Origin of the sequence: Paenibacillus sp. FSL M8-0334 (assembly GCF_038000405.1) — a bacterium.
Taxonomy (GTDB): Bacteria; Bacillota; Bacilli; order Paenibacillales; family Paenibacillaceae; genus Paenibacillus_AQ; species Paenibacillus_AQ campinasensis.
The window spans coordinates 2,106,748-2,125,125 of sequence record NZ_JBBOCH010000002.1 but is presented as its reverse complement, the minus strand read 5'-3'; the positions used below and the strand labels follow the sequence as shown (position 1 = coordinate 2,125,125).

The window sequence follows — 18,378 nt, the reverse complement described above, 5'->3', positions numbered from 1 at the left end:
TATGCAATACAACGAAAGTGGTGTTTTTTGGCTTGGTGAACCACGAAGGAAGCGTGCAATATAAAAAGCAGCTCTTCCCGGTCCGGTGGAGCAGGGAAGAGCTCTTCATGCATGTATAACAGACTGACGCGGCTGCCGCGGGCCGTGCCTATTCCCGCACCCAACGGCTACAAGATGTAAGCGTTCAGTGGCATGAACCTAAGGGCTAAAATCAAGTTCAACGGTTCCCGTGCGGCTGGTTGCGCCGCCCGGCATAATAAGGATCTCCCGGGTCTAGATCCACGACGACACGATGCGGTGCAGCCAGCGCATATTGGTGCTCATACCGCCACTGCCTTGCGCCAGGTAGGGGAGGGACGGAGCTGGCGCCCAGGACGGTGATCAGCTTGCCGTGTTCGAAGAGATCGTGACCGAAGCTCGTCAAGCGGCTGGCTACCTCGTCCGGCTCCAGGTCATAGAAATGGCATTGCACATCAGGGATGCCCAGAGCGGCAAGTCCGATGGAATCCATGAGCATTTCCTTCCGCGCGTGCTCGCCATGCTGCATCGGGAAGAAACGAATATTCATCGCCCCGTATAGTAAATCCCCCTTCTGAACCGCCGCGATCCATGCAGCGGGCTCTACCAGCTTGTCGCTCTCGCGGAAATAAATCGCGTCTGCTGGCGCTGTCTCTAGCACTGCCAGCAGAGCATCGGTAAACAGCTGCAGCCTGGATTTTGGCTCTAGCCCGGAGGCCATCAGGTCCACGAGCAGCCATGTATAGGCACTTTCCTTCATCACGGCTGCCGCCTCCGGCCAGTGCCTGCTGTGCTGGATTGACGATTCATATTTGCTTATCGGACGTTGGGAGATCGGAATGAGGCTTGTCTGTGCAGGCAGCTCGCCTTCCGCATACTGCACCATATAGTCGAGGTGGAAATAATGGAGCAGCTGCTCTTTCTTAATGTTCTCCCTCTGCGCGTGATACTCAATAGAAGGAGTGAGCCCCTCAGGCTCGGGGGCACTGACTTGCCCGGTATAGCGCCCCATATTGCGCTGAAGTGTCTCCGGATCCAATACGGGCTTCTTCTTGTATATCAGCTCTGCCGCATACACACGGGCAAACCCGAAATCCTGTTCTTCTTCGATTAATGCTTTCACATGGCTGGCGTTCATGGTAGATGGGTGATTACGATTCGACACATTCGTTCCCCCTAACAAACCTAATAATAGCTTCATTATATCAATCTACCAAACTCTACTACAATACCATGTTATTACCATCCCACGACAGCGAAAAAAAAAGATGCCCCGCAAGAAGTTCATCTTGCGGGGCATCTTGATGGAATCGGTCACTGCTGTACAATCGCAACGATTTCGTCTTCCAGTTCCAGCCTGATCTGTTCACGGTAGGCCCGGATATTGTATTCGGTATACAGGTAGCGAAGAATCGCCTCCGTAAGGTTAGCCTCAATCAAGTATTGACTGCGGCCGTGAACCCATACCTCGGCAGTATACCCTGTATCTTCATCCCAGCTGAGCTCCACAGTAACATCTGTCGGTTTGACGCCTTTGCGCTCTGCCTGATGCAGGCAAATGGCATTGACGATTTCGTCCATGCTGAGAATCATTGATTAATACCGATTGTTATTATGATGATTGTTGTTGTGTTGCTCTACAGCTGGCTTGCGACGATTTCGGATCGTGCGCACGATAGCCATAATGACCATAATGATGGCCCAGATGGCGACCAGGTTAATCAGAAGACCCAGAAGCTCACCCATGAAGCCCATACCAGCAAACATGCCGCCGAACAGAAGTCCTGCAAGACCACCGATCATCATGCCTTTCATGAATCCGCCGCCGCCAAAAAGACCGCCACCGCCTGTACGGTTCGCTGTCGAGCCAGCAGTTGCGCCCGTGTTGTTGTTGGACGAATTGCTCTGCTGAACGTTGCTGTCATTCTTCTTCGGCGTATTGGTGTAAGACTTTGTTCCGGACTTGAATCCGCCGCCTCGTCTTGCATCTGCGGAATCAGGCGCCAGCGTTACAAAGAAAAGTGTAAATACCACTAGAATCGCCAGTACTTTTTTCATATCGTTCTGTTGAGCCTCCCAGAAAAAATTTAGTGTACATCTAGTACATACGGACGAGTCACGACATGGTTTCAAATAAATAGGATCATGATTGTCCTGAACTGGATGACTGATGCTGTTTCAGCAAACTGAGGACCCAATCGCACCATTTCAGCTCGGTTTCAGCCAACATGAGCCCTTTGGTAGCCAGAATATAGTTGCTGAAAGTCTTGCTTCCGAATTCACGGCTGTCCTCCGGAATACCCTCTAATATATTCTCGAAGAATCGCTTCTTCTCCGTATAGATGCTTCTGCGATCTTCGTATATATCGATGGCGACACCGATCTCGGCGAGCCACAGACAGAATGTGCGAAGTGAGAGCTCATCCTTCGTGACCGCTGGGGCAATCGGCTGGTACATCCATTCACGCAGCTTCTGCAGGCCTTTTTCCGTGATGGCATATATTTTTTTGTCAGGCTTGTCATTCTGCTGTACCCAATAGGAAGAAAGCAGCTGCTTGTCTTCCATGCTGGCGAGAAGAGGATAGATTTGACTGTGCTTGGCTTGCCAGAACGGCTGTATCCTTAGCATCAGATCATATCCGGATGATTCTTTTCTGGCCACTAATCCTAGCAATCCGTATGACAACGTATTCATGGACATAACTCCCTTTGAAACGCATATCGTGGACCCGGGCGAGGATGCGTCATTCGCCTGTTGGTCCGTTTGATCAAAGTGTACACTGAAACTGTATGGTTTGACAACTGAAAGTAGACCTTGAGTGAAATAATATGGAAAATTTGTGACCAAAAATGGGCAAAGGCGTGACGGGCTTTACGCCGGCTAAAGCAGCTTTAATGAAACAAAAAAAGGAGGTGCTCTGCAAGATCGTTAGTCTTGACAGAACACGCTCCTTGGCTGTTATGCACAATCCGTAGAACGCTGCATAGAACCAGAGGCCGGAGGGCGCGAGTTAGCTCTCGTACCCATCCACAACAAGATCAAGCGCCCCGGTCGTCGGATGAATGACCATGCCATGAACCGGTACATCCGGTGGAAGGAGGGGGTGATTCTTGATCAGGCTGACCGTACTGCGCACGCCGTCCTCCACGTTATCGAAGCCGCGCAGCCATTTGTTAAGCCGGATGCCCGAGTTTTCAAGCGTTGCAAGCACCTCATCGGAAATGCCGCGATCCCGCATATGCTGAATCATCACTTCAGCATTGAGGGAGGCCATGCCGCATTCATGATGGCCAACGACTACCACTTCCTCGGCCTGAAGCTCATACAAGGCCACCATCACACTGCGCATAACACTGCCGAACGGTTGGGAAATGATCGCCCCGGCATTTTTAATGACTTTTACATCACCGTTCTTGAAATTCATCGCTTTGGGCAGCAGCTCAACAAGACGGGTATCCATGCATGTGATAACGACCATTTTCTTGTCCGGGAATCGGCCGGTTACGTAAGATTCATATTCCTTGTTCTCTACAAAACTGCGGTTATGTTCCAGAATGCTATGAAGATGTTTCGTTGTCATTTAGGTTTCCTCCTCGAAATGTCACTTGAATTAATCGCGGTTATCAACGATCCGAATGTTGGTGCCATAGTTCTGCGAACTGCTGTCCAGCTGGAAAGAATAGGTGTTTTCGTTGCCTTCAAGCCTCATTTGTTCTTCGAAAAAGACGGCCTGCCTGCTGTTCATATAAAACGGGATCGGGCTGTCGGTTTCCATAGCGATATCGTCTTCGGAAGCCTTGTGAATGATCTGCAGTGCGGGAACACCATTGACGGCACAACCGCAGCCATCGGTGTCATAGACCAGCCTGACGCCGCCGGCAGCGGTCCCGATCTTCTCTTTCAACCTTCGTTCCGCTAAAGGGGTTAACTGTAATTTCATGGGCCCATGACACTCCTTTGTATGTAAGTATGAATTTATGCTTTCTGAAAGTTGATTATATACCTAGTAAAAAGTATCATCAATAGAGTAGGGGCGAATCCTATAAATTGTATAAGCAGGTGATATGGATGGATGCACAGTTACATAAACATTGGGAGCAGTTTCAGCAGCTCGTTCGCAAAATTATAAGCTATAACGAAGCCCTTGGTTTGCTGTATTGGGATCTGCGCACAGGCGCACCGCGCAAAGGGACGGATATCCGTTCGGAAACGATCGGCATTTTGTCAACGGAAGGCTTTAAGCTGCAGGTGTCTGAGGAGATGGGACAGCTGCTGGCGATTTTTGCCGAGCCACAAAATGAACAGCAGCTGGATGAACGCAGCCGCCGTATGGTCGCCGAGGTTCGCAAAAACTATGAGCAGAGCCAATCCATCCCGCCGGAGAAATTCCAGGAGTACACGATCCTGTCTTCGCAGTCGGAAGTGAAATGGGAGGAAGCGAAGGAGAATAGCGACTTTGCCGGATTCGAGCCGTATCTGTCCAGAATCGTTGCCCTCAAGCAAGAATTTATTGATTACTGGGGGGTAAAGGATACCCGGTACGATACTTTGCTGGATATGTATGAGCCGGAGATGACGGTGGAGAAGCTGGACGCGATCTTTGACCGGCTGAAAGCCCGTCTCGTTCCGCTGGTACAGGCCATCCAGAAATCCACATTCGAGCCGGAGACCGGCTTCCTGAAGCAGCTGTTCCCGAAAGAGCAGCAGAAGAAGCTCAGCCTGTTCCTGCTGGAGCAGATGGGCTACGACTTTGAAGCGGGGCGTCTGGATGAGAGCGTCCATCCGTTCGCAACAGGCCTGAATCCGCGCGATGTGCGGATTACAACCAAGTTCCATCAGGACGACGTGCTTAGCGCCATCTACAGCTCGTTGCATGAAGGCGGGCACGCCCTGTATGAGCAAAATGTGGACATCGAGCTGGCAGGCACGCCGCTTGCGGGCGGAACGTCCATGGGGATCCATGAGTCCCAATCCCGCCTGTGGGAAAATATGATCGGCCGCAGCCGTCCGTTCTGGAACCGGTATTTTACCGATTTGCAGCAGCATTTCCCGGAACAGCTGAAGGACGTTACAGCTGAGCAGCTGTTCCTGGCAGCCAATCGGGTAGAGAATTCTTTGATCCGGATCGAAGCGGATGAGCTGACTTATAATCTGCACATCATTATCCGCTATGAAATCGAGAAGATGATTTTCAACGAAGGGCTGAGCGTCAAGGAGCTGCCGGCCACCTGGAACGCCAAGTATCAGGACTACCTCGGGCTTACACCGCCGAATGACGGCGTCGGCGTCCTTCAGGATGTTCATTGGTCCGGGGGAGACTTCGGCTATTTTGCCTCGTACTCCCTGGGCAATATGTATGCGGCCCAGATTCTGAACACGATGCGCCAAGAGATTCCGAACCTGGATAATCTCATTGAAGAGGGCAAGCTGGCACCGATCAAGGAATGGCTGACCGACAAAATCTACAAGTACGGCAAAAGCGAGAAGCCGGCTGAGATTATTAAACGTGTCACCGGCGAGGAATTGAACCCGGATTATCTGGCAGACTATCTGGAAGCCAAATATACGGAGATTTACAAGCTGTAGTTCGTATCTTTATTCCGGCTTGACGGGATTGAGGAATAGGGAATATTTGCGAAAATGCTGAAGATTGCGGCCTATGTATGGCTGCGGTCTTCGGCGTTTTTTTTGTCTCATCCGCACCCTCCTTGCCTATCGGGCCCTTGCGGTATCCAGGCTGTTTAACCTTTGACCGAGACTGTGCATATGCTGATAGAAATGCAGGGTCAAGGAATGGAGGGGGACGTACGATGAAGCTTCATAAGAAGGGTCACGCATGGCTTGGGCTGACGCTGGCCTTGCTGTTATTGTGCGGTACAGTACTGTCCGGCTGCGGCGGGAGCGGTGACAAGACCAAAGTGAGGATCGGTGAAGTTACGCGGTCGATCTTCTATGCTCCGCAATATGTTGCGCTGGAAAAAGGTTTTTTCGAGGCGGAAGGACTTGATGTAGAGCTGCAGACGACACCGGGCGGAGACAAGACAATGACGGCCCTGCTGTCCGATGCGATCGATGTAGCGCTGGTCGGGTCGGAAACCTCCATATATGTATACCAGCAGGGCTCAGACGACCCGGTGATTAATTTCGGCCAGCTGACACAGACGGATGGAACGTTTCTGATGGCGCGAAACACCGACACTGAATTTGACTGGGAGATGCTGAAGGGAAGTGTCTTCCTCGGCCAGCGTAAAGGCGGCATGCCGCAGATGGCCGGAGAATTTGCGCTACGCAAAAAAGGGGTGGATCCCCATGCGGATCTGGAGCTGATTCAAAATATCGATTTTGCCAACATCGCTTCGGCCTACGCTTCCGGAACGGGGGAATTCGTACAGCTCTTTGAACCGCAAGCTTCCATCTTCGAGAAAGAAGGGCGCGGCAAGGTCGTTGCTTCCTTCGGGGTTGAAAGCGGCAAGCTGCCGTACACGGCATTCATGGCCAAACAGAGCTATATCAGCCAAAAAGAAGATACGGTCCAGCGGTTTACGACGGCGCTCTATAAAGCGCAGCAGTGGGTCGATTCCCATTCGCCGGAGGAGATCGCCGACGCGATCCTGCCGTATTTCAAAGATACAGACCGGGACATTGTCGTATCCTCCGTCAAGCGCTACAAGGAACAAGGAACGTACGCATCCGATCCGATTCTGGATGAAGAGGAATGGAACAATCTGCTGGATGTAATGGACCAGGCAGGCGAGCTCAGGGAGCGGGTCGCGCCGGAGGCCATCGTGGATAACTCCTTTGCCGAAAAAGCGATGGAAAGCAAGTAAGAGGTACTTCTAAGCCATATCAGAAAGGAGAGTGCGCCATGGTACCTGTCGTGGAAATGAAAAACATCGCCCATGTGTACGTCACCGACCGGGAAGCCTCTCTGGCTGTGGAAGGAATTGATATGCAGGTTCGAAAAGGGGAGTTCATCAGCCTGGTCGGGCCGAGCGGATGCGGGAAAACAACCATTCTGTCCGTCATTGCCGGGCTGTTAAAGCCCTCCCGGGGTGAAGTGCTCGTTCACGGAAAGCCGGTGAACGGGCCGACCTCTGAGGTGGGGTATATGCTGCAGCAGGACTATTTGTTTCCTTGGCGGACCATTATGGAGAATGCCATGATCGGCCTGGAGCTGACCGGGAGGCTGACGCCGGACAGCAGGGGCCGGATTGAGAATCTATTGCAGGAGATGGGGCTGGGGAACAGCGGAACACTGTATCCCGCCCAGCTGTCCGGCGGGATGAGGCAGCGGGTGGCCCTCGTGCGGACACTGGCTACGGACCCGGCGCTGCTGTTGCTGGATGAGCCATTCTCCGCCTTGGACTACCAGACCAAGCTGCAGCTGGAGGACCTGATAGTACAAACGCTCAAGGAGCGGGGGAAAACGGCGATTCTGGTCACCCATGATTTGTCCGAAGCGGTTGCCATGAGTGATAAGGTGGTGCTGCTGAACCGGAATCCGGGCAGGATCCATCGCATGTTTGTCATACCGGACCATATTCGTCAGGCACAGCCTTTTCATGCACGCAACCAGCCGGGCTTCAATGAGTTATTCCAGGAAATATGGCAAGAGATGCAAATGACGACCCGTGAAGGAGTGGACTGACATGGCGAACAACAATCGCAATCCTTCCGATCAACGTTCCTCTTCCCAAGGCTCATCTTCAAGTGAGTGGCTGGATCACATCCACCGGATGCACATGAGGCAAAAGCGTGGCTTGCAGGCTCGGGTATTGACAGTACAGCTCAGTTTGCTGCTGCTGTTTTTTGTATGGTGGGAAATGGCCGGCAGATGGAAATGGATTGATGTGCTGCTATTCAGTTATCCGACCCGTATTTTTGCGAATATATGGGATTACATGATCAGCGGTGAGCTGTGGGGGCATTTGGCCATCACCGTCGGGGAGACGGTCGTCGGCTTTTTGCTCGGAACGCTGCTGGGCACCTTGCTGGCGGTATGCATCTGGTGGTCTCCATTCCTGTCGAAGGTGCTGGATCCGTACATGGTTGTGTTCAACAGCATGCCCAAGGTGGCGCTCGGTCCGATCTTCATCGTCATGTTCGGGGCCGGCTTCAACGCCATTGTGGTCACCACGCTGTCCATCACCATCATCGTAACGACGCTGGTCGTCTACAACAGCTTTAATGAAGTCGATGCCAATCTGATCAAGGTGGTTCGCACCTTTGGCGGAACGAAGCCGCAGGTCTTTCAGCGGGTGATCCTGCCTGCTTCTTACCCGGCGATCGTCTCAACGCTGAAGGTGAATGTCGGCATGGCCTGGGTCGGCGTCATTGTCGGCGAGTTTTTGGTGGCGAAATCCGGACTTGGGTACCTGATTATGTACGGCTTCCAGGTGTTCAACTTCACGCTGGTGCTCTCCAGTCTGCTCATTATTGCGGTGGTGGCGACGGCGATGTATCAAATCGTAGTTTATATTGAAAGAAAACTGCTGGCCCACCGCTAGGGCGGCCCAATGTGATGGATGCAGTTGTGAATGGAAGGAAAATCCGCTAGGATGAGAAGGAGAACCATATCATCCTAGCGGAGGCATACATGGGATTTCGAGTCATTAAATCAGCGGTTGCATCTTTGCTGGCTATTCTAATTACAGACGCATTGAACATCCCCGGCGCGACGTCCGCCGGTCTATTAGCGATTCTGGGGGTGGACGTCACCCGGAAGCGGAGCGTGCGCTCGGTAAGCGCCCGTTTTTTTGCATCTGTTCTGGGACTGTTGCTGGCCAGTATTTTATTCTATTCATTCGGATTTCATTATTGGGTTCTGGCCCTCTATATTCTTCTGGCGTTTCCGGCGATTGCCAAAGCGAACTTCAAAGAAGGCATCATCACCAGCTCGGTCGTTGTGTTCCGGGTGTTTTCCGGTGAGGAGATCGGATTGGACATCCTGCTGATCCAGATTGCCTTGCTGATCATCGGCCTCGGTTCTGCGATGGTGGTCAATTTGATCTACATGCCGAACAGCCAAGGCTCCATGACGGAAATTCGCCACAAGGTGGACGGGCTCTTCTCGGTCATCTTCAAGCATTTCTCACTTACATTAAAAGATCCGACCCATGTATGGGACGGACGCGAGCTAATTGAAGCAAGCCGCCAAATCGAGCGGGGCATCCAGGAGGCGAATCGGACGATGGAGAATCAAATCATTCATCCGAGCGCCAGCTGGAACATATATTTCTATATGCGCAAGGAGCAGATGGAGATCGTCCAGAGCATGATGCATCAGATTTCGCAAATTTACGAGAAGCTCCCGCACGGGGTGCTGGCCTCCGCGCTGTTCGAGCAGCTGAGCAAGGATGTCATATCCGAAGGGTACACCGGCCAAACCGAGGTGCTGCTGAGTGAGCTGCAGGCCAAATTCAGGGAGATGGAGCTGCCGACGACGCGTGAGGAGTTTGAACTGCGGGCAGCGATTATGCAGCTGTGCCGCGAGCTGGAGTATTATCTGAACATTTCGAAGAAATACAAGGCGCCCACGTCGAAAAAAGCTCGGGAGAAAGCGGAAAACGCAGATTAAATGCGGCAGGGTCGAACTTTTTTCTAATATTTTTGGCATCATATGAATTTATTTGGACCACTTCATTCAACATTCGCCCATGTCTTGCATACACATGTATGGAATGATTGTATGGAGGAGGTTCGAAGATGTCATTGAGTCATAAACACCAATGTAGAGAAATCATCACAAAAGCGATCTGTGGCAAAGGTCGTAAATTCTCTACCGTAACACATACCGTGACTCCGCCTAATAATCCGACCAGTATTTTGGGGGCTTGGATTATAAACCATCAATACGAGGCGGTTGCCGCCGGAGACGGAATTGAAGTTATAGGTACTTACGATCTCAACATCTGGTACTCGCATAACAAAAATTCACAGACGGATGTGGCAAAAGAAACGGTATCGTATGTAGAACGCGTGCCTCTTTCCTATCTGGATCCGAAGCATCGTGCGTCAACGGTTGAAGTGTCGGCAGAAGCGACACAGGAGCCGAGCTGCGTGGAGGCTACCGTGTCCTCGAATGGCACCAGTGTCATTCTGCGGGTAGAACGGGAGTATGCGGTGGAACTGGTGGCGGAGACGAAGGTTCTGGTGAAGGTGTGCGAGCATCAGCACGGCGACTACGAAGACAAAGATTTCGATTACGTGCTCGGTGAAGAAGTGGAGGATTATGAAGACCTTGAGTTTGAAAATCTGGAGGATGAACTGTAAGCTCTCCTCCGAACCGGTTGTATTACAGCATATGCGGTGAGGGCAGCTTTGCGGAGGGCGGATGCCCTCTTTTTTATTTTTTTCTTGGAGGTGGATTGACATTGATTAGACAGCTCGACAACCCCGTATCCCGTCATGAATATGTCCGCGTGGCCGAGGCGGCGGCATCGGCTTCCCAGTCCCGGCTTGAATGGTCGGGCATTCCGTCCCGAATCGTTTCCCGGCAGCGGCCACAGGATCGCTATACCGCCAGCTACACGGTAAGGGTCAGGCAGCTGATGCCGGCCTTCATCCAGCTTCATCTGCAAGGAGGCAGCTCGTTCCAGCATGAGCCGGACCCGCATACGGGTCTGTTCGCAGACGGGCTGCATCGACGGTTAGGCAAAGCGGCGGTGCGGACGCTCTACACGCTCGGCGCAGAGGAAGGCGAGGTGCAGCTGACAGTCCTGCCGGGACGCGGTTACGTGGTGGATGAGGTATGGCAGAAGGAGAGCAGCAGAAAAGCGGTGATGAGCGCTGGGCCTGTGCGTACCGAGGGTTCGTCTCCTGCAGTTGTAAACATGGAGGGCCAGCAGGATGCCGTATTGCTGATGGGGATGGATCCGGAGTTTGTGCTGGTGCGGGATGGACAGATTGTGCTCGCGTCCGAGTTCATGGACAGGGTCGGAACGGTCGGATGCGATTCGGTGCGCGACCAGGATCAGCTGATCTACCCGCTGGCAGAGCTGCGGCCAGATCCGCAGCCGGACCCGGAGGCGCTGCTGCTGGAGATGCGCAAGGCGCTGCGGGAAGCCTCCCGAATTGTGACGGACCGCTCGCTCGCCTGGAAAGCAGGAGGACTGCCTGTACCGGATTATCCGCTTGGCGGCCATATCCATTTCAGCGGGGTACCGTTAACGCTGCATCTTCTGCAGGCGCTGGACAATTATTTGGCGCTGCCGCTCCTGATTGTGGAGGACCCGCGGGCGAGGGGCCGAAGACCTCGTTACGGCTTTCTCGGCGATTTTCGCAGGCAGCCCCACGGCGGGTTTGAATATCGTACGCTGCCAAGCTTTCTGGTGTCGCCGTTTGTGACGAAGGTTGCGCTCTCCATTGCCTATCTGGTTGCCCGCTACAGCGACCGACTGCAGGCCAGACCGCTGAATACGGAACGGTACCACCGGGCTTTTTACGAAGGTGACGTCGATTTATTAAAGGAGTGTATGCCGGGGTGGCATCGGGATATGTCTTCCTTGCCGGAATATCCGAAATACGCATCGGAGATCGAGCGGCTGATGGCATTCATCCGGGAGAGCCGGACTTGGAATGAGAGCCGGGATATTCGCCCGCTATGGAACATTCCGGTCAAGCCGTAAGTCCATGCCGACAATTTCTGTTATAATAGAGGTCAAGCTTGAGAGGTATGGAGGTACGTCATGGCTAAATATACGCCGATGATTGAACAATATTTAAAGATAAAGGAACAAGCGCAGGATGCGTTTCTTTTTTTCCGTTTGGGCGATTTTTATGAAATGTTTTTTGATGATGCGATTCTGGCTTCGAAAGAGCTGGAAATTACATTAACCGGCCGGGAAGGGGGCGGGGATGAGCGCATCCCGATGTGCGGTGTCCCTTACCATTCCGCCGAGGGCTATATTCAACGTCTCATTGAAAAAGGCTACAAGGTGGCGATCTGCGAACAGATGGAGGATGCCTCCGCTGTCAAGGGTATGGTCCGACGGGAAATCGTCCGGGTGGTGACACCCGGCACGATCATGGACAGCAAGGTGGTTGGCGACAGGTCCAACAACTATATGGTGTGCGTGACCGGCACTGGCGGCTTGTACTCGCTTGCCGCGTGCGACCTGTCAACCGGGGAGCTGTACGTGACCTCGGTGCCGGCATCGGAGGAATGGCTGCGCGATGAGATCAATCTGTATGAGCCGTCTGAAATGATCGGCGATGCCGACCTGCTGGACGTCATCTCCGGGCAGATGCCGCCGGGAGGCCGGGCTGTGGTGTATACGCCTTGGGAACGCCGGGAGGACGAGCTGGTGAAATCCCAGTTCGGCGAGGCTGCCTGGGCCCGTCTGGAGGAGGAGCGCCGAATTTGCGTCTCGCTGCTGATCTCTTATTTAAGTGAGACACAGAAGCGTTCGCTCGGTCAGTTGACCGAGATTTCGTCGTATGAACCGGGGCAATACATGGTGCTTGATCCGTTCACAAGACGCAATCTGGAGCTGGTGGAGACGGTTCGCGAGCGCTCCAAGAAAGGATCGCTGCTGTGGCTGCTGGATCGGACGGAAACCTCGATGGGCGCGAGATTGCTGCGCCGCCGGATCGACAAGCCGCTGCTGTCCAAGAGCCGGATCGAGGAGCGGCTGGAGGCGGTTGAATATTTGTATCATCAGTACATACTCCGCGAGGATCTGCGCGGGGCGCTCAAGGAGATATATGATCTGGAGCGCCTCGTGGGGCGGATCGCCTTTGGCAGCGCCAACGGCCGGGATATGAATGCGTTGAAGCTGTCCTTGGGACAGGTGCCGGGCATCAAGGAGATGTGCGGCACTGCCGGGTCGGCGACGCTCCGCCGCCTGGCGGCGGAGATGGACGCCTGCGAGGACCTGCGCGAGCTGATCGAGGAAGCCATTGTCGATGATCCGCCGGTCTCGGTACGCGATGGCGGCATTATCAAGCCGGGCTTCCACGAACGGCTTGACGAGCTGCGCGAGGCCAGCACGAACGGCAAGCGCTGGATCGCGGAGCTGGAAGCCAGAGAGCGGGCGGAGACGGGCATCAAATCGCTCAAGATCGGCTATAACAAAGTGTTTGGCTACTTCATTGAAGTGACCAAGTCCAATCTGTCCTCGCTGCCGGAGGGACGCTATGAGCGCAAGCAAACGCTGGCTAATGCGGAACGTTTCGTCACACCGGAGCTGAAGGAGAAGGAGAGCCTGATTCTGGAGGCGCAGGAGAAGATGGTGGACCTCGAGTATGCGCTGTTCACTGAACTGCGGGACAAGCTGAACACCCAAGTATCCCGGCTGCAGAAGCTGGCTGAGAAAATCGCGGAAATTGATGTGTATCAATCACTGGCTGCGGTCAGCGCCGAGCACCGCTTCGTCAAGCCGGAGCTGAGCGAAGGGTACGATCTGATCGTCGAGGGCGGCCGCCATCCGGTGGTGGAGGCGGTCATGAAGGACACGTCCTTCGTCGCCAACGGCACGGAGCTGCGGAAGGACGGCTCGTCCATCCTGCTCATCACCGGCCCGAATATGGCCGGGAAGAGCACGTATATGCGCCAGGTGGCGCTGCTGTCGATCCTGGCGCAGATCGGCTGCTTCGTTCCGGCGGAGCGGGCGGTCATCCCGATGGTCGACCGCATCTTTACCCGGATCGGAGCAGCCGATGACCTGATTGGCGGCCAGAGCACCTTCATGGTGGAGATGGCCGACATTCAGGTGATGACAGACAAGGCAACGCCGCGCAGTCTGATCATTATTGACGAGCTGGGCCGGGGAACGTCGACCAGCGAAGGGATGGCGATTGCCCAGGCGGTCATCGAATACGTTCATGACCATATTGGCTGCAAAGCGCTGGTGTCCACGCATTTCCACGAGCTGGCTCATCTGCAGGAGAGCTTGTCTGGCCTGCGGAATTTCTCGATGGCGGTGCAGGAGAGCGGGGATAAGGTGCATTTTCTGCGCAAGCTTATTCCGGGCGCGGCAGACAGCAGCTACGGCATTTACTGTGCGCGTCTGGCCGGTCTTCCGCACAGCATTATCGAGCGCGCCTACGGGCTGCTGCAGGGACTGGAGCAGGTATCGCTGCTGGCTGTTGGCGCCGGTCAGGGAGCAGCCGCAGCTGCTGGTGGGCTGCCTGGCGATGGCAGCCCGCGCCCGCATGAAACTGGCGGGGCTGCCCCGCTGAAGGAGCTGCGGCGCAGCGAGCCAGAGGCGCAGGCTGATGAAGCGGTCGCCATCGCTAGCGGGACGGCTGAAGCTGCCGCAGAGCGCGGGCCAGCGCCGGGCGAGGTGATCCAGCTGTCGATTTTTGACGAGGCGGATACGGCGGCTGCAGAGCATGCGGATGCCCGGCGACAGACAGCGGCCGCAGCCGAGGCCGCAGCATTCGACCCTCAGGTGAAGGGCATTATCGATGCGGTAAAAGGAGCGGATGTCATGAATATGACTCCGCTTCAGGCGATGCAATTGCTGAATGAGCTGAAGCAGAAAGCCAGAGACTTGTAAACGGATTTGCCGTTTATTCATAAGAATCATAGATGATCGTTACCGTAACGGAGGTGGAACCATGGGAAAAATACATGTGCTGGACGAGCATATCGCCAACCAGATTGCTGCGGGTGAAGTGGTGGAGCGGCCGGCATCGGTCGTGAAGGAGCTGGTCGAAAATGCGATTGACGCCGGCAGCACGAGAATCGATGTAGCGGTGGAAGAAGGCGGTCTTGCCAGCATACGTGTCACCGATAACGGCTCGGGAATCGATCCGGAGGATTGCGAGACGGCATTTTACCGGCATGCCACCAGCAAAATTGTTGAAGGGCGCGATCTGTTCCGGATCACGAGCCTCGGATTTCGCGGCGAAGCGCTGCCGTCCATCGCCGCCGTATCGAAGGTGCGCCTTATTACTTCCAGCACGGGCGATGGGCAAGGACGAAAGATTGAGATCGAGGGCGGCCATCTGCGGGTGAATGAGGAGACGGCTGCAACAAGAGGAACGGATTTTCTGGTTAGGGAATTGTTTTACAATACCCCGGCAAGGCTTAAATATATGAAGACCATCCAGACCGAACTGGGTCACATCTCGGATTACATGTACCGGCTGGCACTGTCCAGGCCCGATATCGCCTTCACGCTTCGCCATAATGGCAATACATTGCTGCAGACGCTGGGCAATGGCGATGTGCTGCAGGTCATCGCGGCGGTGTACGGTACCCAGGCGGCCAAGGCGATGGTTGCGGTGCAAGCGGAGAATATGGACTACACGTTGAGCGGCTACGTCAGCCGTCCGGACTTTACGCGTGCCAACCGCAACGGGATGTCGCTCATCGTCAACGGCAGGTACATCCGGAATTATGGCCTGTTCCAGGCCATTCTGAGAGGGTATCACACCTTGCTGCCGATCAACCGCTTTCCGCTTGCCGTCCTGCAGCTGACGATGCATCCGTCGCTGGTGGATGTCAACGTCCATCCATCGAAGCTGGAGGTCCGGTTCAGCAAGGAGCCGGAGCTGTACTCGTTTGTCGAGGAAGAGATCCGGGGAGCGCACCAGCAGGAGGTGCTGATTCCGCGACCGGCCAAACAGCAGATTGGCAAGGGAGACGGCGGGTATATTCAGGAACAGCTGCGGTTTGCGCCAGGACAGACATCGCCTTCTGCTTCCCCTGAGCGGGACACAAGGGAGATGGATGCACCAGCCTCGCCGCCGTCATCCGGGAACGCGTCTGCGCGGGTAGACCGGGACGCTGCATCGCTCCCTTCGGAGCCGTGGGGAGGCGGATTCGCCGCCGGCAGCGCCCAAGGCGCCGCGACAAGGCCGCCACAGGATGGGCAGGCCTATCGTGCAGGGCAAGGGTCATCCGCCTCGTCTGCGCAAATGAGAGAGACGGCAGCAGCCTCCAGTTATCAGTCGGATTACCGGAAGGCTCCTGCATCCGCTGGCAGCCCTAATGTGGCTGCTGTGACCCGGGAATGGCTGCAGAGCGCAGCCGGACCGACGCCGGAAATACCGGCGTTTCCCGAGCTATCCTATATCGGGCAGCACCACGGGACCTATATCGTGGCCCAAAATGACAGCGGCCTGTATCTGATCGATCAGCATGCCGCACATGAACGGATCAACTACGAGTTTTATTACGAGAAGTTTGGCAATCCGGCGGATGCTTCGCAGGAGCTGCTGCTGCCGATAACGCTGGAGTTTACGCCAGCTGAAGCGGAGAAGCTGAAGGAGCGGCTGCACTGGTTTGAACAGGCGGGCGTTTATCTGGAGTTTTTTGGCGGGCAGACGTTTCTGGTCAGATCCCATCCGTTCTGGTTCCCTCAAGGCGATGAGAAGGAGCTGATTGAGGAAATGGCGGAATGGGTGTTGAGCGAGCGCAATATTGATGTTGCGAAGCTGCGGGAGAAATCGTCCATTCTCTGCTCCTGCAAGGCGTCGATCAAGGCCAATCAGAAGCTGACCGAGCAGGAAGCAATGAAGCTGATCGAGCGGCTCGCTGCCTGCCGTCAGCCGTATACCTGCCCGCACGGGCGACCGATTATCGTCTCCTTTTCCGCCTACGATCTGGAGAAAATGTTCAAGCGTGTTATGTAGACGGCAAGGAGGAGTATCATGATTATAACTACTGGAGAAGCCGAGGCGCCTGACATTGTGGAGCGCGCACGGCAGCTCGCCAGGGAAACCGGTTGCCGGTACGTCCGGCGCTGCGGCATGTCGGTTCGTAAGCTGGCTGCCAAAGCCGGGGACGATACCGTTCTGGTCGTGCTGAGCGGCAATGTCCGGCTCAGCGGGCCGGACGGTGCGGTGATGGAGTTTCATCCCAGCATGGGGTTTATTCGACTGAAGCGGGTGCTGAAAGGCATCCCGGACCCGATGCTGGAAGCAGCAGGGATGGAGGAAGGCGACTCGGTCATCGATTGTACGGCCGGTCTCGGCTCAGACTCGCTTGTATTCTCGGTCAAGAGCGGGCCTCGTGGCCGGGTCGTCGCGCTGGAAAGCTCCCTGCCGCTGTATGCGCTGCTCAAGGAGGGGCTGCGCTGCTATGAGAGCCAGCTGGAGGCCAGCGATGACGCGATGCGGCGTATTGAGGTCAGGCACGGGCATCATCTCGACTATTTGCGCGCTTTGCCAGACCGCAGCGTGGATATCGTCTATTTTGACCCGATGTTTCGCGAGCCGCTCACGGATTCCGCTGCGATCCATCCGCTCCGGCTGTACGCCAATGGGGAGCCGCTGGATGCTGACAGTGTCAGGGAAGCGGTCCGGGTAGCGAGAAAATCCGTGGTGATGAAGGAATCGAGATTCAGCGGGGAGTTTGAGCGGCTGGGCTTTGCGGTCCCGGAGCGGGGAACATCGAAAATAACGTACGGAGTGATTTCCATTGACAGTTGACAGTAAACCGAAATTGCTCGTGCTGATCGGCCCGACAGCGGTCGGAAAGACGAGAATGAGCATCGAAATCGCCAAGGCATTCGGCTGCGAGATCATATCCGGAGATTCGATGCAGGTGTATCGGGGGATGGATATCGGAACCGCCAAAATCAAGCCGGATGAGATGGAGGGGATCCCCCACCATCTGATTGATATTCATGATCCGGAACATGCCTATTCGGCGGCCGAATTTCAGGAGCAGGCGACCCGCATCATCCAGGAAGTAGGAGACCGGGGACGCCTGCCGTTCATTGTGGGCGGCACCGGGCTGTACATTGAATCCGTCTGCTACGGCTTCCGGTTCTCGGAAGGGGGCGCCGACGAGGCGTTCCGGCAGGAGCAGCTCCGCTATGCGGAGGAGCACGGGGCCGAAGCGCTGCATCAGCGGCTGCATCAAATTGATCCGGAGATGGCCGGAAAGCTTCATCCGAATGACTTGCGGCGGGTCGTGCGGGCGCTGGAAGTATATCATTTGACAGGTGTCCCGCTGTCAGCCCAATTGGCGTCCCAAAAGAAGGAATCTCCCTATCAACTATGCCTTATCGGTTTGACAATGGATAGGCAAATGCTATATAAACGTATTGAAGAACGTATCGATCAGATGCTGGGCGAGGGACTCGTTGACGAGGTGGCGTTCCTGCTTGGCAGAGGCTTTGGACCGAGCCTCGTGTCCATGCAGGGACTCGGATATAAGGAGATCGTTTCGTATCTTCAAGGACAATGCAGCTATGAAGATGCGGTCGAGCTGCTCAAGCGGGATACGCGCCGATTTGCAAAACGCCAGCTGTCATGGTTCAGGCATATGAAGGACATCGAATGGGTGGATGTATCGAACCCGGCAAATTTTTCGGCTAATTATGAAAAAATCCGTGCTATAATAGCAGGAAAGTTCGGCTCAAATCTTGAATATACTTCAAAACAATCTAATTGATCCATTG

The 18,378-nt window shown here is 54.8% G+C and carries 17 protein-coding genes; 11 read left to right on the top strand and 6 right to left on the bottom strand.

The annotated features are described in order from the left end of the window. Nucleotides 1-217: 217 nt before the first annotated feature. The 6 genes from MKX64_RS23800 to MKX64_RS23775 all read right to left on the bottom strand — a co-directional run bounded on the left by MKX64_RS23800 (nt 218) and on the right by MKX64_RS23775 (nt 3,959). Nucleotides 218-1,183, bottom strand: a complete 966-nt coding sequence (locus MKX64_RS23800) for a hypothetical protein (RefSeq protein ID WP_341037696.1) — start codon at nt 1,181-1,183, stop codon at nt 218-220. Between the two features lie 149 nt (nt 1,184-1,332). After that, nucleotides 1,333-1,611, bottom strand: a complete 279-nt coding sequence (locus MKX64_RS23795; protein WP_095398509.1) for a YxcD family protein — start codon at nt 1,609-1,611, stop codon at nt 1,333-1,335. A 3-nt stretch (nt 1,612-1,614) separates the two neighbouring features. After that, nucleotides 1,615-2,076 (bottom strand): hypothetical protein, encoded by a 462-nt coding sequence (locus MKX64_RS23790; RefSeq protein WP_095263628.1) that lies wholly within the window; start codon nt 2,074-2,076, stop codon nt 1,615-1,617. An 85-nt stretch (nt 2,077-2,161) separates the two neighbouring features. Then, nucleotides 2,162-2,713 carry a PadR family transcriptional regulator gene (locus MKX64_RS23785; RefSeq protein ID WP_095263629.1) on the bottom strand — a complete coding sequence of 184 codons (552 nt, stop codon included), beginning with the start codon at nt 2,711-2,713 and terminating at the stop codon, nt 2,162-2,164. 316 nt (nt 2,714-3,029) lie between these two features. Further along, the gene (locus MKX64_RS23780; RefSeq protein WP_095263630.1) at nt 3,030-3,599 is read right to left on the bottom strand and encodes a beta-class carbonic anhydrase; all 570 of its coding nucleotides are present in this window, start codon (nt 3,597-3,599) and stop codon (nt 3,030-3,032) included. A 30-nt stretch (nt 3,600-3,629) separates the two neighbouring features. Beyond that, on the bottom strand, nt 3,630-3,959 hold the full coding sequence (locus tag MKX64_RS23775) for an iron-sulfur cluster biosynthesis family protein (RefSeq protein WP_095263631.1): 330 nt from the start codon (nt 3,957-3,959) through the stop codon (nt 3,630-3,632). Nucleotides 3,960-4,087: 128 nt separating this feature from the next. On the opposite strand from MKX64_RS23775, the gene MKX64_RS23770 reads away from it, so the two are divergent. From MKX64_RS23770 to miaA, 11 genes are all read left to right on the top strand, one after another. Continuing rightward, nucleotides 4,088-5,605, top strand: a complete 1,518-nt coding sequence (locus tag MKX64_RS23770) for a carboxypeptidase M32 (RefSeq protein WP_095263661.1) — start codon at nt 4,088-4,090, stop codon at nt 5,603-5,605. 224 nt (nt 5,606-5,829) lie between these two features. Continuing rightward, nucleotides 5,830-6,846 carry an ABC transporter substrate-binding protein gene (locus tag MKX64_RS23765; RefSeq protein ID WP_155617831.1) on the top strand — a complete coding sequence of 339 codons (1,017 nt, stop codon included), beginning with the start codon at nt 5,830-5,832 and terminating at the stop codon, nt 6,844-6,846. A 38-nt stretch (nt 6,847-6,884) separates the two neighbouring features. Next, entirely contained in the window at nt 6,885-7,667 is a 783-nt protein-coding gene (locus MKX64_RS23760; protein ID WP_095263633.1) for an ABC transporter ATP-binding protein, read from the top strand. Nucleotides 7,668-7,761: 94 nt separating this feature from the next. Beyond that, nucleotides 7,762-8,526: an ABC transporter permease gene (locus MKX64_RS23755; RefSeq protein WP_425320428.1), complete on the top strand. Its 765-nt coding sequence runs from the start codon at nt 7,762-7,764 to the stop codon at nt 8,524-8,526. Between the two features lie 89 nt (nt 8,527-8,615). Continuing rightward, nucleotides 8,616-9,596, top strand: a complete 981-nt coding sequence (locus tag MKX64_RS23750; RefSeq protein ID WP_095263635.1) for an aromatic acid exporter family protein — start codon at nt 8,616-8,618, stop codon at nt 9,594-9,596. A 128-nt stretch (nt 9,597-9,724) separates the two neighbouring features. Beyond that, on the top strand, nt 9,725-10,291 hold the full coding sequence (locus tag MKX64_RS23745) for an outer spore coat protein CotE (protein ID WP_095263636.1): 567 nt from the start codon (nt 9,725-9,727) through the stop codon (nt 10,289-10,291). A 101-nt stretch (nt 10,292-10,392) separates the two neighbouring features. Continuing rightward, nucleotides 10,393-11,646 carry a putative amidoligase domain-containing protein gene (locus MKX64_RS23740; protein WP_155617829.1) on the top strand — a complete coding sequence of 418 codons (1,254 nt, stop codon included), beginning with the start codon at nt 10,393-10,395 and terminating at the stop codon, nt 11,644-11,646. A gap of 60 nt (nt 11,647-11,706) precedes the next feature. Then, complete coding sequence (mutS, locus tag MKX64_RS23735; RefSeq protein WP_095398508.1) at nt 11,707-14,520, top strand: DNA mismatch repair protein MutS; 2,814 nt, start codon at nt 11,707-11,709, stop codon at nt 14,518-14,520. Between the two features lie 61 nt (nt 14,521-14,581). Further along, nucleotides 14,582-16,603, top strand: coding sequence for a DNA mismatch repair endonuclease MutL (gene mutL / locus MKX64_RS23730; RefSeq protein ID WP_095263639.1), 2,022 nt, complete (start codon nt 14,582-14,584; stop codon nt 16,601-16,603). A gap of 18 nt (nt 16,604-16,621) precedes the next feature. Continuing rightward, nucleotides 16,622-17,401 (top strand): class I SAM-dependent methyltransferase, encoded by a 780-nt coding sequence (locus MKX64_RS23725; RefSeq protein WP_095263640.1) that lies wholly within the window; start codon nt 16,622-16,624, stop codon nt 17,399-17,401. Beyond that, the gene (gene miaA, locus MKX64_RS23720; protein ID WP_095263641.1) at nt 17,391-18,371 is read left to right on the top strand and encodes a tRNA (adenosine(37)-N6)-dimethylallyltransferase MiaA; all 981 of its coding nucleotides are present in this window, start codon (nt 17,391-17,393) and stop codon (nt 18,369-18,371) included. Before MKX64_RS23725 ends, miaA begins: the two co-directional genes overlap by 11 nt. Nucleotides 18,372-18,378 lie beyond the last annotated feature (7 nt).